At 47.8% G+C, this 15,859-nt stretch carries 9 protein-coding genes; 7 read left to right on the top strand and 2 right to left on the bottom strand.

The genetic code is table 11. The annotated features are described in order from the left end of the window. Positions 1-53 precede the first annotated feature (53 nt). Together EKK48_14040 and EKK48_14035 are read left to right on the top strand one after the other, a co-directional pair. Positions 54-6,767, top strand: coding sequence for a hypothetical protein (locus tag EKK48_14040; protein RTL41481.1), 6,714 nt, complete (start codon positions 54-56; stop codon positions 6,765-6,767). Between the two features lie 435 nt (positions 6,768-7,202). Then, complete coding sequence (locus EKK48_14035; GenBank protein RTL41480.1) at positions 7,203-7,937, top strand: response regulator transcription factor; 735 nt, start codon at positions 7,203-7,205, stop codon at positions 7,935-7,937. Between the two features lie 63 nt (positions 7,938-8,000). Here EKK48_14035 and EKK48_14030 read toward each other — a convergent pair whose 3' ends face one another. Then, positions 8,001-8,417 carry a DNA-binding protein gene (locus EKK48_14030; protein RTL41479.1) on the bottom strand — a complete coding sequence of 139 codons (417 nt, stop codon included), beginning with the start codon at positions 8,415-8,417 and terminating at the stop codon, positions 8,001-8,003. A gap of 369 nt (positions 8,418-8,786) precedes the next feature. Between EKK48_14030 and EKK48_14025 the strand changes: the two genes are divergently transcribed. From EKK48_14025 to EKK48_14015, 3 genes are all read left to right on the top strand, one after another. Continuing rightward, positions 8,787-9,047 (top strand): hypothetical protein, encoded by a 261-nt coding sequence (locus tag EKK48_14025; GenBank protein RTL41478.1) that lies wholly within the window; start codon positions 8,787-8,789, stop codon positions 9,045-9,047. A gap of 94 nt (positions 9,048-9,141) precedes the next feature. Continuing rightward, complete coding sequence (locus tag EKK48_14020) at positions 9,142-9,552, top strand: response regulator (GenBank protein RTL41477.1); 411 nt, start codon at positions 9,142-9,144, stop codon at positions 9,550-9,552. 23 nt (positions 9,553-9,575) lie between these two features. Continuing rightward, on the top strand, positions 9,576-10,259 hold the full coding sequence (locus EKK48_14015) for a response regulator transcription factor (protein ID RTL41476.1): 684 nt from the start codon (positions 9,576-9,578) through the stop codon (positions 10,257-10,259). A gap of 15 nt (positions 10,260-10,274) precedes the next feature. Here EKK48_14015 and EKK48_14010 read toward each other — a convergent pair whose 3' ends face one another. Further along, a complete protein-coding gene (locus EKK48_14010) occupies positions 10,275-13,037 on the bottom strand; it encodes a hypothetical protein (GenBank protein ID RTL41475.1) in 2,763 nt (920 codons plus the stop codon). Between the two features lie 650 nt (positions 13,038-13,687). Between EKK48_14010 and EKK48_14005 the strand changes: the two genes are divergently transcribed. Both EKK48_14005 and EKK48_14000 read left to right on the top strand, forming a co-directional pair. Beyond that, positions 13,688-14,089: a hypothetical protein gene (locus EKK48_14005; protein ID RTL41474.1), complete on the top strand. Its 402-nt coding sequence runs from the start codon at positions 13,688-13,690 to the stop codon at positions 14,087-14,089. 127 nt (positions 14,090-14,216) lie between these two features. After that, on the top strand, positions 14,217-15,701 hold the full coding sequence (locus tag EKK48_14000) for a hypothetical protein (GenBank protein RTL41473.1): 1,485 nt from the start codon (positions 14,217-14,219) through the stop codon (positions 15,699-15,701). Positions 15,702-15,859: the final 158 nt, after the last annotated feature.

Genomic DNA, 15,859 nt, shown 5'->3' with positions numbered 1-15,859 from the left:
TACACAAAATTGTAGTCAGATTTCTGAGAAGTACTTTTCCAAGAGAGTTGAAGATGCCCAACGACGCCACTAGACAAATCCTTGATGAAGTCAGCGCCCTGCGCAGGTTGTCTGATGTCGACTCTGAAGCCAGGGCTTTTATTCAAAATAATCCTGGCGTATTCCAAAATGAAACTGCCTTGAGTGAGTTTGCTCTGCTGATGGAAGAAGAGGGAGTTCTGCCTCGACTTAATATCAAAATTACTGCCGACTTACCATCTGGACCACTGACTCGCGAGCAGCTTCGGCAGTTGGCAATGGACCCTTCGAAAGATCCCTTGATTAGAGCTTTTGCTGCACTCTCTGATTTCCAATACAGCAGTTTGCTAAACGCTGATGGAACTTTTCGACTCTCCGATGCGATTGTAAAACTGACCAGTCTAAATTCACAATTCTTTTGTGCCTCGCTGGCGAAGAGACTTTCCAGCAGCGTTATTAGTAACGAGGACGGAACCACGAGCACGTTGTTCAGTCTTCTGGATAATGCCGGTGTGACGTTTGGCGGTACCGATGGCTTGGTGGGCACTGGAAATCTAGACCATGTCATCGATGCTGTCACGCAGGGCGATTCAGTCTGGATAAATCGCTTGCAGCAGGCGGGGGTAACCTTAGAAGAATTGCAAACATGGCGTAGGTGTTTTGCAGATCCCGATTACGCCATTCTAGTGGGTGGGAATGGTGGTCAATTTGCTTCGCTTGATACTCTGAAAAATGCGTATGATCCCTCCACTGGTACTGTATCAGTGTTTGATCAGACGGGCGCGAGGCTTAGCTTTCTATTAGATGGCACATTCAGAAGACAGACCGCCGATGGTGCCGTGACAATCACTGATGTTGACGGCACTTCTGCAACAGTTTTGCCAGGCGGCGCAATTCAATACAATGATGCTAATGGAATTTTGCAGAAAATTGCTGCTAATAACTGGATCATAACTTTTGCTCCCGGTGATGCAAGTGGCATGCGCGGGCTGCAAGCCAGCCAGTTGGATAGTCCGGACGGTACATTGACCTGGAGATATGACGGTCAAGGATGGCGTCTTCATGATACGGCAAAACTTAAGGCGGCAAGCAGTGCCTCGGAATACGATGCGTCCGTAATTGGCGACCCTCAGATTTATATGGATCTGATGAACTATCTGCCTGAGCAGACAAAGGACCCAGCCGGTATCGTATTCCAATCTAAAGACGGCAGTTTGCGCATAACGTATACCGCAGATGGTGCTATCAACGAAAAACTTCCTGGGTTTGAATTGGCTCGGAATGCTGCAGACTTGTCAAAAGAGCAAGTCACCTTAGCGGATGGATCTTCCTGGAAAATGCAGGATGGAACCTTTAGACACTTTGACGCGGCGGGCAATTTGATTTCAGGCGAACGAGCCTTGAGCGAGACCCCCGAATTCGACTCCGCTCACAATGCCTTGTTATTGAGATACGCGGACAACTCAACCAAACTTATAAATTTTGACGGTTCCATGGTCCGGACGCTTGCCGATGGCACTATCGTGGCGGTTAGCCGGGATGGAAAGCCAACATCGCTGACCTTGCAAGGTAACGAATATTTGCTGGACCGCAACGGAGCTCTCAGCAAGATTGTGATGGCGGATCGCTCGCAGTGGATTCGGTCTAATGATGCCTGGTTGCATGTTGATGTGACTGGTTCTGCACTGGAAGATTCAGCTTCTGGTCCTGACATTCCATTTCAGCTCAATCACGGTGTATTTTTGGTCTCTTCCGGGAATCCCCCAGTTCTTAATGAGGTGATACACCCGAATGGTGAGTCGACAGCTTTTAACTATCGTCAAACTGGTGTCCCCGGTAGTGGTGCCCTGGAGCTGACCGGTGTTGTTGATTCATCCGGTCGACGCATGCAGTTGCAGGATGACGGAAGTTGGCACTTACTCAATGCCGACGGCACCGAAGCTCACTTCGAAGCGGTGCGAGACTTTACTGTCTCAGTCGATGGGCAGGGTAATGTAACGGCCCTTGAGCTCATGGAAGATTCAATTGTTCATCATCGGACTTTTGCTATTCAATTCACTGCCGATGGTCGAACTATCGAGTCCCAAAATGGTGAGGTGAGTAGAATTAGTTATTCTGATGGGAGCTGTCAGCAGTTTACCTGGGGCGGAGACGGTGAGGGCAAAACTCGCTTTGTCTCTTCTTTTATCGATCGCAGCGGACAGGTCTGGCAGCAAAGTTCGCGCAACAATGGCACTGCTTCGACTCTCGTTACTACCGACGCATCCGGACAACGGCTAGGTGGAGAAGTGGGCGTTGATCTTGCTGGTAATGTCACCATAATGGCGGTGCAAGCGGTCGATGATCTCTCAATCGTTATAGATGGAAGTCAGTCGGTGGCAGAGTCTGTGATGAGCGACGGCAGGCGAGTTTCTTTTGTTAACGATAAACCTCAGACCGTAACATTTCTGGATGGAACGACATACGGAATACAGCCAGATCAAAGTTTTTCAACGCCGGAGGGTGTTTACTACTGGGATGGCTCAGTTTGGAAAACTTCAGACGGGTCGAAGCAAGCAGCTTACATTCAATTAGATGTGCATGGCGGCATTTCGATAGCTTCGACACAACAGACTGATTCTGGAACGACTCTCTCCATTGAGAATTACTATCCGAATGGAGACAGTCTGCGAACGACCTCATATTTATCTATTGATACCACTACAGCCAGACGGATTGCGCAATCAATCAAAGATGATTCAAGCAAGCTTCTGCCGGAACTCACGACTCTATCTGTCGCAGATCGGTTGGCCGTAGATGATCAATATTTTTTGCTAACCGGTCAGAAATCTCATTTGGTTGATATTGCCGCAAATTGGGGCGACGTCGATAAAGCTACAGTCCAGGGATTGCTGTATATCACCGGCGAACGAGAGAACGGGCGGCTTCGAAATAACATTATTGAATTGATGCAAATTGCGGCCAATGCCGGTGGCGATCAAGTTGCTCAGAACATTGCTCAGCAGCAAATCGTTTATCTGTTGGGCAGCTCAACTGCTGCTCAAATCAGGCAGTATGAAACGGAATTTCGAGACCGGTATGGATACGACTTCATATCGGCGATTTCAAATGCACCTGGAATCTCTGATGGCTTCAGGCAGGCCTTACCATTGCTCTCTCAAGGTATCGATGCTCTTAAGTCCGGTAGTCAAAATGATGCCTACCTGAATGATGGTGCTTTTAATACTTTGAAATATATTGCGCTGAAGCATAACGATCTTCAATTGTTTAGCATTGCGTTTCAGTATGCCTCACCTGAGCAAAGGGCTGCGTATCGAGATGATCCAAATGGATTGCCAGTGCTCAGCCAACATTTTGCAGGAGATGAATTTGCTGATGCTACTGGTTATGCCACAGTAGGCGCTATCTCGCTGCATCGTCTGGTCACGAAAAACACCGGTTTGTTGTACACCGATAAGAATAGGATCTTGACTGATCTTGCAATGAATATCACTGACGAAGAGCGGCAGATGTATAAATTAGGAAAAGAGATCGCCTTGTTGAATAATTTCGATTTGGCGAACCCTGGTGTCAATAAAGATTTGGCTGATGAGGTCAGTGCTTTCCTGGCGAAGTACCCCGATAAATCAGTTAGAGATATTACTTCGTTTTATGCCACCACTTTTGAAGATTTGAAGGGTGCTGCCTGGGTCTGGCCCTTTGCACAAGATCCAATTTGCTGGAGTCAGATTGCTCAGTACGAGGCATATCTAATAAATGGTGGACCGACTGGCGGGAATACCACCGCTGTTTTTGATGCTAATCCAGACCTCAGTGACCCAGTCAGCATACAGAGAATTCTCAACCATCTCTACAATATGCCCCTCACTGAAATGCAAATGTTGCGCAGCAGTCCTGACTACGCCGGTGCTGTCAGGCGCGACATAAACATGCTGCCACTTGATTCTCGACAGTTGGCTGAGATTATGATTGACCACATTGTCACTATGAATGCTGGCGATTTCAATTCCTTGACGAATGGTCTGCCTGTTCTGGCGCCGAATCTAGACAGCAATTCGTCTTTGACTCATCAGCCAAAAACTATAACCCCTCCATTCACTCCTTCCCAGCAGCTCAGTTTTGATACCGCGACTGGTGCTTCTGACGTCCAGCTGGCGCAGGATCGGTTACGAGTGGAGCAGTTCAATAGCTTGGAGCAATCAATTGAGACGTTGAGTTCATCTGATAAGAGCAAGGTTGATCTGCTGACTGCAATTCTCTCTCTTAGTCAAAATGATAGAGCAGCAATTCTCGCGAATATGCAGAATACAAATGGTCAGCCGGTTGGTCAGCAATCTTATGCGGCTCTGTTGAATAGGTTTTCAGGCGAGGAACAGCAAGTCCTGTTTCATGCACTCAATCGCCTGAAAGATGAGGCTAGCCCTGGAATTGCTGGGCATCTGCCCCTCTTTGACCCCGCGGAAACAATGCGTCTTTATACGCTCCACGTTCTTTATGTGAACGATCCCGGTTCGATTGTAAACATGCTTCATGTCATGGATGGTGCGGATGCCGCGCCAGGGGACAAGACCGCGAAAATCAGAATGGTCCTCGAGTACAGTCAGGCTTTCAACCGGGACGTTTTTGCCGATACCTTGAATGCCGCTGGCTCTGAGTGGAAAGATCGGCTGGTGAACGCCCTTACGATTCGTCCCGAGTCATGGAAGGATTTGGCTAACGATGCAACTTTCAAATCTATGATGAGTGAGACAGGATTTGCTGCATTTGCCCTCTGGAATTCTGCGTTACAAGGAATGGAGGCTCAGCGCGATCAGCTGTTGCGTGAAGTTATCGCCTGGGAAACCGGCGCAAGTGATGATAAGAAGCTTCAAGCTGAATTGGAGACATTCCAGGCGTCGATAGCATCGTATGTTGAGGCGAAGCGCGCCTACACCATGAACGCTTTGATGGTCGGTTTAACGATTGCTACTTTGCCGCTCGGTGCCGGTCTCAGCTTTGCCGGAAAGCTTGTGCTGGTGGGTGTTTCGAGTCTAGTTGAGCTGGCTGGAATGAAGCTTGGCATGGGAAACGATTTTGATTTTTCAACAGAGGCTGTGCCGGACATGTTGCATGGCGCCGCGAACATGTCGATGTTGCTTCTTGGCGGGTTTGCCGCAGAGCGCCTCACTTCAAAACTGATTGGTGGTGCTGTTGTGAAGGCTTTAGATGCCGTCGGCATCGAAGCTGGAGCGGGCTTTGGAGGCAGCTTGACGGGCTTGGTACGTACAATTGAAAGTGCTGCAGGAGATGATGCTATAAGCGCTGCTGCTACCGGCATGGCTGTAAAAATTCTTGGCGAAAATGCGGCGGCAGATGCAATCAGATCCACCGCTGATTTGTTGATTATGTCGACAACAGACGCTTTGAATGGTCTCAGTTTCGCCCAGCGCGCCCTGATAAACACTGCCGCAATGGAGGGCGTCGGCTTGTTCTCTCATAGTTTGGCGAACATTGGAACCTCGTTGTATGAGAATGCCAGGTCGGGCAAACCCATAGATATGCAGCTTCTGGAAGCGCTTCGTTCTGCCGGTGAGAATTTGCTGCCTACAGCAGCTGCAATTCTAGTCGGTGTAGGTTTGAGCATGATTACTGAGTTTGTGACCCAATCTGCCTCTACTGCCTCAGAAAGTGGGTCGCAGAGAGTCCGTGTTTTGGAATACGTCCAGGCTCGTATCACTAGTTGGATGCAGACTTTGCAAGAAGCTGGAAGTCAGTTGAATTTGGAGCAACGAATTGCACTCTTCCAGATTCGGTTGAAGCAGCTCATTGATGATTTTGTGAATCCTGGTTTCCCGGGCAATTTCGCATTTGCCGGCGGACCCGACCCATTCGGTGCAGCACCAGATTCGGCCAGCAGCACGAAGCCGAATGTTTATCAGAGTACGTCTCAAGTCCCAGGCTCCGATGTTAATGGTGCGCAGCCGGACGGTCCGCCATCTGCTGGAGCTGCAGCCAATGATTCGCCATCCGTTGCTTCTGATGATGCGCCGCTGCTGCCTGGAGACGACCCTCCCAATTTCGGCCGACAGCCTCTACCTTTAGACGATTTGCCTGTTAACGGTGAGCCTGCTGCTGCCGTCCCGACAAATGCTCAAACGATGCAGAAGATCGCTTTGCAGTTCGGCCGCACACTCGCCGGCGGTGCCTTTAATTATGTTGGTAAGCCTTTCTTAAAAACAGTTGGAATACTTGGAGGTGCAACATTTGTCGGCGTGACACTTCTCAGTTATGCCCTTTCACGTATACAGCCGGGCGATTCGAACAGTCATGCGTCAGACAATTCAGACAATCAAGTCAATCCATACACAGGGCAGCTGGGGCCTCAACCCACAAGAGCGTCTTATAGTTCCGATGGAAAGACTTACTTCCCGCCAGATGTTACCCGAGAGCAGATTCATAGCTTGTTGCTGGCAATTTCTTCGACTAATGAGACGTACGGCGCACGCGGAGCTAACGCAGCCAGGTACATTACGCTAGATGACTTGAACAGGCTTGTGCAACTTAAAACCACTTATGATGCTAATCCCGCAGATGCTACAGCTCGGGAACAAATGCAGCACATAATCAATGCTGGATTCGACCCAGCCGTATTGCTATGGTTGAGAGATAATTTCGCGTTGGTGCATTCCGGCTACGACCAGCGATTCCACGGTCTCGATGTTACCACCGAAGACACGTTATTTGAGTATGTAACGCAGTCGCTGTACTGATTATCGTTCGATCTGATCCGGATTCGCGGAATAGTGCGGGTCTCTGATTTGAGCTTATGGAAAGCATCTCTGAAAATTACACGTAACTTCCATGCTTCCCAGATACTATTAGCAGGTCGGTATTCCGATAAAAGTTTTACGCAGGGGCAGAAGAGACTTACGCAAGTAAGTCTTTTCTTTTTGAATGAAGAAAGTACTGAACGGCGACATCGATTCTACAAAAATTCCAGAACTCTCATCTATAGTATTAACATTCAAGCGCACCGAAACTGGTGCTCAAAAAATTTTAGGGCAAGTGGACGGACCTGGCGAACGGGTCCGTTTTCACTAGTGATATTGAATTTGACTCTAGACCAGGTGGGACTTTTTTTCCACAGTCTTTCCATATTTGTCTGGGAGACTTCCTGCACTTGACGGTCGATTGAGGTGATTGAAATGTTTAGTCTGGGAACAAATGCCGGCATTGGCTTGACCATTGATACCGGCAAATCAGCATCAATTTTGCTTGTCGAGGATGACGTCGACATTGCACTTGTCATGGAATCGTGGCTTCGTTCACAACGTTATTCCGTGCAAGTAGCAAAATCTGGCGAGGAAGCTCTACAGATTCTACAAGATTCAAGGTTTGATATTTTGATTTTAGACTGGATGCTTCCTGGACTTTCCGGATTGCAGGTTTGCCAGCACGCGCGCAGAGAGGGGGATAACTGTTTGATCATTATGCTGACCAATAAGGCGCATGTAGCAGAAAAGGAGATAGCCCTCGATGCCGGAGCTGATGATTACCTTACTAAACCCTTCAATCTAAGAGAACTCTCCGCTCGACTGAGAGCATTGTTGCGGCGACCGAAACTATTTCGAGGATTTACTTATCAAATCAAGGACCTTATTCTGGATTGCAGCAAATTTACTGTTCAGAAAGGCGGTGTCGACGTGCCTCTGCTGCCGCGAGAGTTCGCCTTGTTAGAATTTCTAATGCGTAATGCTGACGTGGTTTTTAGTCCAGAAGAGATTCTGAATAACGTTTGGGCGTCGGAGGCACAGGCATCTCCCGACACCATCCGAACGTATATAAAAAAGCTGCGCCGCAAGCTTGACACACCCGGGCGTTTGTCTATGTTCAGAACCGTTCATTCAGTCGGCTACTGTCTTGACTCTGATAACGTCTAAAGTGCCCTCGCGTAGAAAACTCGTTCTAGTGCCTGGTCACCAACTTTACCAATTTGAATCCTTTCAGTTTTGCGTTTCGAATGTTTGGCTGGTCATTTTGTTTTGTCTTGTATTCCAACACAGAAGTAATTTAAGTAGGTTGATGATCGTCGTCCAAAGCGAAGGTCGGGGCGTGATTGATTTGTAGAGAATGGGGGCATTATTCACGTGTAGATTCTCCGCGTAATCTTGGGAGAATTCGTGATTCTCATCGTGATCAATTGTCTTCATCCTGGTTGATTCGGTAGTGAACGGTATGATGCGCCATTCCTCGCCAAATTTGCCTTTTACTTTATGTCCGGCAATTGTTCCTTGTTGCACGAGACGACGGACACTTCTTTCTGATCTGTTAAGTACAAGGGCTGCTTGAGCAGTTGTCCAGAGTGACCGATCGTCACTGACATTGACTGGCTCCAGTACACACGTTCTGTTCGAGTTCATGATTGCACCTCAATTTTCTGCAACAACAGTTTACGCAGAAAGCTGCAAATGCACTACACGGTTTACCTAAGTCTGCTTAAACCTGAGGCGTTCATCCAGCTCCGCTAGTAGCTTTATGACCTGAGGTATCATATGCGGTGCGGCAGAGAGCTGCGGGTGCGGGGCAAAACATCCCATCATTGGCGCAAGATGACGCCGGTTGTGTACATTAGACACACTGCTTAAGATTTTGCTGACAAAAACTTCGGCACCGTAGATGATTGCATTGGAGGTGCATACTTGTTGGGTTCTATGACTATTTTAGTTGCCGTCTCGTCAGTAGTGTGTCTAGCGCTCGGTTATTTTTCCGTGTTTGGCAGGCTCTCAACGTTGCGATTTAGATGTGCCTGGGCTTATGTTGTAACTCAGACGATCGCGGCGGTTGTTGCTCTTTGCGAACGAACGGATTTTATGCGCTTGATCGATGCCGGTCTTATCTTCATTGTTATGGCACCTGTCTCCACTGCCTGGCTTATTATGCTGAGAAGCAGTAATGAGAGAATGAAGGCGCGAGTAAATGTCGAGCTTCTAAAACAATTGGAAGAGTCTCCAGCTGTGGAAGGAAAATTACTGGCGGCCGCGAAAAAATAGAGTTTCAATCCAAATTCTTGTCTCACAAGGTTTGCCGAAACCCTGGACTTGGCAAAATGTTAAAATCGGGGAGCTTCTCAGGTTTTGACTTGTCATGAAAATCCTAATAATCGACGATGAAGATGATGTCCGTGACATAGCCAGTATGTGTCTCGGTTTGATCGACGGAGAGGAAGTCTTGACTGCTTCAGGTGGCGCTGAAGGTTTAGAGCTGGCAGCGCTGCACAAACCTGACGTCATCCTTCTGGACCTTATGATGCCCATTATGGATGGTTCAGAGACTATTCGACGCTTACGTGCCAATTCTGAAACTAAAGATATTCCAGTCATATTTTTAACGGTAAAAAACATACCGAGCGAAGTCGACAGATTAATTGATCTGGGCGCCCTCGCGGTGATGCGCAAACCGTTTGAGCCAACTACGCTAGGCTCTCAGATTAATGAAATTGTCAAAGCTTCTCTCGGTGATTCAGCTAGAAATCCCCAAGAACCAGGCGTCAATTAGGAACAATCAATAGGATACTTTGCATGGCTAAGATTTTACTTGTCGAAGATGAAGCTGATCTTTCTGATCTGATCCGAGAATGGCTGAAGGCTGACAAGCACGTTGTTGAAGTCGTTACCTCTGGGGAAGACGCGATTGACCGCCTCAAGTTCTACAAGTACGACGTTGTGATTTTGGATTGGGTTTTGAGAGGAAAAAGCGGTCTGGAAGTGTGCCAGGAGTATCGCGCAACCGGTGGAACTACACCAATTCTTTTTTTGACTGCCAAGAAAATGATTGATGAGAAAGAAGCCGGACTTGATGCTGGTTCGGATGATTATTTAACTAAGCCGTTCGACATGAAGGAATTGTCAGCACGATTGAGAGCTTTGTTGCGACGCCCTCAAGTTTTCAGTGGGTCTAATTTGAAGGCTGGCGGCCTTGACCTCGACACTAGTACACGTAAAGTGCTGTACAACGGTGAGGAGTTATCGCTTCTTCCTAAAGAGTTTGCTCTGCTCGAATTTTTCATGAAACATCAGGGCAAAGTATTCAGTTCTGAGGCGCTTATCGAGCGCGTTTGGAATTCTGAGTCGGACGCAAGTCCGGAAGTGATTCGCACTTATATAAAGCGCCTCCGTAAAAGGCTTGACGTGGAAGGCAAGCCTTCGCTGTTTCAGACTGTGCATGGAGTTGGTTATAAGTTTGAGGTTCCAGATGGCGACTAGTGGCTGCTGCACGATTTAGGGATATACAACCAGGCCTGTCCCGCCCTCACCATTCAATCCGTCGGCAATGTATCGTTGAATTTGTTGTCTTGTGACTATGCGGGGACCACTCAGGCTGAGCGGATCTAGCAGAATGTAGTCTCCATTGCTGGTTTTTCCTGCTATAACGACAATGTGATTGCAACTGCCGCTGTCGACGTAGGTCTCGGAAGTCTGGCGAGGATCGTCTTGCCATGCGTGCCGCGGTTGTCCGACGAGTATTACTGAAGCATTTGGGTTGTCCTCGAAGGCCTTGTCTACTGCGGCGAGACCGTTAATGCGATCGGCATGCAAATTGGCCGCCTCGGCGCCTTTCTTTAGTTGTTGCAGGTTGTATCCGTTGGAGTTATGAATGTTTGCGCCCATGAACTGCGATTCTACTGTTTCGATCAGAGACTCTCGATTGTCAGGCATTTGGACTCGACCGTAGTGAACCAGGAGCATTGCTAGAGATGTGGGTCCGCAATCGGCATTGTGAAGCTCTTGGGCGTCACTCACATCAGGATTGTATTTGCTTCTGAATTGCGTAATGAAATACGACTCTGGGTCCCCTACAGGGGTTCCACCCAGTTCCGACCACGCGACAGGGGCATTAGGATTCTCACGCGCCTTGTAGGCAAGGGGATAGCCGCGGTCTGCTGGATGAACGATGCTGTCGGCAAATTTTGCGATATCTTTCTCACTCGGGAAATAGCCCAGATGCATGGCGAGAACTACATCACTCGGTTGGAATTTGCCATCGTGCAGTTGTGCCGACTGATATGCATATTTGTTGACCAGTTGGTTCGCCATGATCTCTTGCAACTCAGGTGGGTAAAACTGAGTTAGTTCGTCAGAGTCAGGTTTGTCACCTTTGTTTGCAAGCTGTGAGAGTGACTGAATAAATGCCTGATCGAGTTTGTCTTCATCTGTTGCATTGGGCGGCAGAGCGGTCTTCGCTTCCGCATTGAGGAAGAGCTTCATGAGATCTTTGTCTGTCATCTGAGATGTGTTCTCACCGCCAGGTCCATGACCGTCTTTGATGACCTTATCCTTGAAGGCATCAAATTTTTTCTTGATGGCTCTAAGGCGCTTCACAGTTCCATGAGGGAGTTTGCCCGGCGCAGTTTTGTGGTCTTTCGATGCAGGGAGAGGATCTTCCATATCCTCCAAATCGTCGAAGTCTGCATCAGAAAATCCGTCTAACCAACCAAGGTATGCATATGCGGTGAAACCGAATCTACCCACTCCATATCCATCGTCGCCACGGTCAAGCACCGCCGCATAGGCATCTCCCGGAAAGCTTTTTGTCTCCAGGCTGCCCGTCACATCTTTTAAAGCGAGCATTTGATTTGATTCGCCGGGAATTGATGGTTCATTGTCTGGGTGTGCAAAGAGATCGCTTGCCTGATTCTCTGTGATCTGACCATCGCCTGCGTCATCCAGTCTATTCAGAGTTTGTGATTGGGTGCCGGAGCCGGGATACCCACTGTCACTGCCACCGCCGCTTCCGCCATATCCGCCACTGCCGTTTTCACCTGGGTTCCCAGTTCCGTTGGAGTCGGATGAGTTGTTGCTGGCAGATGCATCAGGCAATGGCTCAGGTAGCAATCCTTCCGGATCTTGAACCTCAGGTATGTGTACGCCTGTTGAGTCCGTTAACGCTAGTCTTTGTTGCAAATATGCGACTAAAGCAGCGGCTGCACCCTTCTGCTCAGGAGAAGCACCAGAAAGGAAATCGCCCTCCGAACGAACATCTTCTATGATGATTTCCTTCTGTCCGACCTCAGGAATGTGATTGCAGATGATTGTTCCGTCTTTGTTGATGATGAAGTCCGCCGGTTGTTGTTGATCAGTAGGATCAAAGCCTTTTTCTCTTAGAATGATCTTCGGTTGATTCTGCAACTCCAGGTTTGCCACCTCATCCAGTGGATGCACGGGAAGAAAATTTAGTAATTTGCTGGCATCAAAGTCTGTGCCATTGAAAAGCTTGACCAGAGCGTCTTTCCCCAGTTCCAGTCCGGTTTGCAGCAATGCGTTGAGCGAGGGATGAAACATGCCGCTCATAAGCAATTGTTCAATTGATTGTGTAGAATCCAACGCTGGTGCCGATGCGCTCGCAGAAAGCTGGTCAAAGTAATATCTGGCGTTTTGAGGACGATCGCCAAGGTATTTGCTGCGTTCGTATTGCGATTGAAAAACTTGCGCAGCTTCCTCTGGTGTGGTTGCTTTCATGAGTTGGTCGTAGGCATTGCTTTCACTGGTTTTAAGTTCTTCCATAATGAAATCGGCTTGCAAGTGCCAGTCATATATGGACATGTGTTTCTGTTTGGCGAAATTTTCCAGGTTTGTTTTTCGCCCTCCCTCCCATTGACATAGCCCTATGGCGTTTTCACTTGGGTTGTATGCACTCGTGCTGAATCGGGACTCCGTGTGTATATTTCCTAAAATCCCAGCCGCTTGTGCTGGAGTAAAACCGTTGCTAAGAAAATAGTTGTACAGGTCGACGGTTGGAACCTTGCCGGCATAACTCTTGTCGTCCCATGCGGCGCCACGGTCGGTGGCGTCATTGAGAGCTTCTTTTGTGTAGATAGACGGAATGTCCAAAAAAGCTCCTGAACTAATTTTTGACGCATCAGTTGCTATGGGGCTAAACATTCCCTGGACTTCTGCGCTCAGTTTGAGTGAGGAAGCTAGACTAATGTTTGTGTCGACTCGTAAATCAGGCGTCGAAAATTTTCCTTGATAGATTCCACTCATGTGTGAGTCCTCGGATTTTGAAAAGAAGTTTGTGTGGCTTGCGTTATTGATAGTCCCGAGTGAACGTGGATGCGAACTTCATAGATTCCGGTTTGTGCCGCACGACTCGGATTGGTGACATCGAATTTGATTTCATCGAACACAGTTTGCTCTAGAAATAAATGCGTGTCTCTGTGACGTCCACGTAAATTCGAAATGGATTTTGTGGTAGCGCGGCTTGCGTTAAGATGGTTGAATCCAGGGGTTTTAATAACTGTGGTTGTGCTAGTTAGCGCCGTGTCGAGCAGCTTTTGTCATTCATCTGACATTATTCGCTCTCGAAGGCACAGCTAATGTTGCCAGCATATTGGCTCTGGTACCAGATGTAATGAGAATTGACGCTGATCTGGAATGTTCGCGGAATCGCTGAACGAATTAAGTTAGCAATGCTGCGTCAGTACTTTTTTTGAAAACGTTATCAGTTGCGCATGTTGAATTTTGATGTTCTATTTAGTGTTAAGGAATTATTCTGCGAGATTGACTTGCGACGATGCAGCTGGACCAAAGAGATATGAATTATGGAAGAACGGAACACAAAAACTGAAGGCGAACCACCTCTACCTGACTCAGAGACTGGCTTCTTGTCGGATTCTGCGCAACACGGAGAGAGCATGAAATGTTCTCGATCGGCATTGAGTTTTGATCCTGATTTCGACGAGATTATTGAGGATTATGCACAACAACTAATAAGTTTAATTGATTGCGAGCGCGATCTCGCAAGTTTTGAGCTGGGTTTGAGTTTGACGAACCCAGTCTCCAGGCGTGTTAACGAAATAAGTCGAGAGCGGCTGGCGAATCGAGAAAGAATCGAGATGCTATTTTCTGAGCTGAGTAAAAAGATGTGGCAGGGGCAGCTTCCGCCAACTACGATAGCGATTGTCGAGCAGCGTTATCGTGAGATTACGAACAAACTGCTGAATGAGGAACTGCGCGATGAGCAGTGGGCTTCGTATTTCTCTGCGTTTCAACTTTCCATCGATATTCTCAATGCGAAATCTGGTTTCAGGTACTAGCGAATTTCTTTGCCTGATTCTTTGAATTCGCTCTGACGAATATACAACTTTTCCATAAACTCTTCTTAAAATCCGAAAACTTGAATGCATAACTATCAGGCTTGCGCCAAGGTTCGGAGAACACCTTATGATCACTCGGATGGAACAGTTGGCCGATGTCGCAGTCTCTGCTGATCACTACAAGGTTCCTACAATTGGTGAGATCGCTAGCACCACTTCTGGTGAACAGCGAGTTGGTTTAATTGCAAAGTTGGTTGGTGAGGGTATCCTTACTGCTTCAACTATGCTTCGAAATGACGCTGTAGAGAAAAGCGGGAGTGATACTTCTGTAAAGGGTTTCGCGCAAGCTCTGATCAACGAAGCCGAGCAGTTTATTGAATTTTTGCCGACATTAGGCGATGGAATTTCCACGCTGTTCAGCAATCATTTGGATCCCTCTATCAGGTTAACGACCGTAGTCGACTGCGAGACGCAAAACACTCTTGACGGTATGAATCGAGCGTTTGAATCCTATCTGGCATCGCATCCATCTGATCTTAATAAACAGTTCTCTTTCACTGAAGGAGATTGTGAGTATACGTCCGGGCCGCATGGTGAAAGGTACGTCTTTGACAAAAGCACTCATATAGAGACTATTGCCACCGTCGCTGCTGATGGAACCCATACTGTCGTAACCAAAATGGAGAGTGGTGAGGTTCATGGTTTCACTAGTCAATACAGCTTCACTATGAATGGACCGGACAAGCAAAAGATTCTTACGATTACGACCAAGGGCGAGCCACCACAAACTGTTAAATTGATTGAAAACGGTTCTGGGTTCGACGTTATTTTGGACTCTGATGATCCCAGTTTCCCGCCAGCCGTTTTGCATCTTCGCGATGCAGCCGACGTTGCGAAATTTGATCTGTTGATGCAGCATATGATTGCCATGAATGTGCAGGATAATCATTTATATACAAAGAAAAATTTGTATGATGATTTTTACGATTCGCGATTGACTGCAGCAGTATTAATGGCTCAGTACAAGTTGCTTGGACAGTTAGTCGGTAATCCTGTGATGCCGCTGTCTCTAGTTTTAGGGTCGGCAGACGGTTCTGCCGCACCATCTGCAACACTCTCGACTGAAGGTGGGGTTCCTATCACTTATGATTTTGATAGTGGAGATGTCGCAATTGGTGGCACGCCAGATGCACCGGATTTTGTCTTCCACGTGGATCGTCCTACTGATGGTACGGCTTTTGGTCTGCTGATGTCAACTTCCGGTTTGACGAGGGGTGGCGTAGATAAGGCGACTGAAGATCAACAGATTGCGGCGGCGAAAGCGCTCGCAGCTTCGATAGTGAGCGAATTTCAGTACAATCCTTCTGTTAATCCATATTCTCTGATTGGACAGCTGCTCGAAGCTTTTGGGAGATTGAACGTTTTTGGCACGCCGGCGGCCTCTTTCGCGCAAGCAGATATTTCCAGTGCGCTGAATTCGATCTACGCCGGCATGAGTAAACTGAATGAGAATCCACTCCTGGACAATCCGGCTTTTCGAACTGACGTTCTTAATGGTGTTTTGATAAGCGAACCAACTGAAGTCGGCTGGCAAAATTCAATTCCACATTAACCAGGGATGACAAATTCGAACTGGTCGAGAACTTTGTTCAGCTTTTACGCTGGTCATAGTCGTTCGCATTTGAAGACCTGATCTCTCAATATTCATGACGTGGGGCGCGCTACAGAAGCTACTGTTAAGACCGAGCTCTAAGCCATGTTGTGCCACTT

Source organism: Candidatus Melainabacteria bacterium (assembly GCA_003963305.1).
In the GTDB taxonomy this organism is placed as follows: domain Bacteria; phylum Cyanobacteriota; class Vampirovibrionia; order Obscuribacterales; family Obscuribacteraceae; genus PALSA-1081.
The sequence above is the reverse complement of the archived record's forward strand: the minus strand, read 5'-3'. Positions and strand labels throughout refer to the sequence as shown.

What these genes read in the sequence shown, in the direction of transcription:
- EKK48_14035 (RTL41480.1), top strand. Translation starts at nt 7,203, where the DNA reads ATGTTTAGTCTGGGAACAAATGCCGGCATTGGCTTGACCATTGATACC.
- EKK48_14000 (RTL41473.1), top strand. Translation starts at nt 14,217, where the DNA reads ATGATCACTCGGATGGAACAGTTGGCCGATGTCGCAGTCTCTGCTGAT.
- EKK48_14020 (RTL41477.1), top strand. Translation starts at nt 9,142, where the DNA reads ATGAAAATCCTAATAATCGACGATGAAGATGATGTCCGTGACATAGCC.
- EKK48_14010 (RTL41475.1), bottom strand. Translation starts at nt 13,037, where the DNA reads ATGAGTGGAATCTATCAAGGAAAATTTTCGACGCCTGATTTACGAGTC.
- EKK48_14030 (RTL41479.1), bottom strand. Translation starts at nt 8,417, where the DNA reads ATGAACTCGAACAGAACGTGTGTACTGGAGCCAGTCAATGTCAGTGAC.
- EKK48_14040 (RTL41481.1), top strand. Translation starts at nt 54, where the DNA reads ATGCCCAACGACGCCACTAGACAAATCCTTGATGAAGTCAGCGCCCTG.
- EKK48_14015 (RTL41476.1), top strand. Translation starts at nt 9,576, where the DNA reads ATGGCTAAGATTTTACTTGTCGAAGATGAAGCTGATCTTTCTGATCTG.
- EKK48_14005 (RTL41474.1), top strand. Translation starts at nt 13,688, where the DNA reads ATGAAATGTTCTCGATCGGCATTGAGTTTTGATCCTGATTTCGACGAG.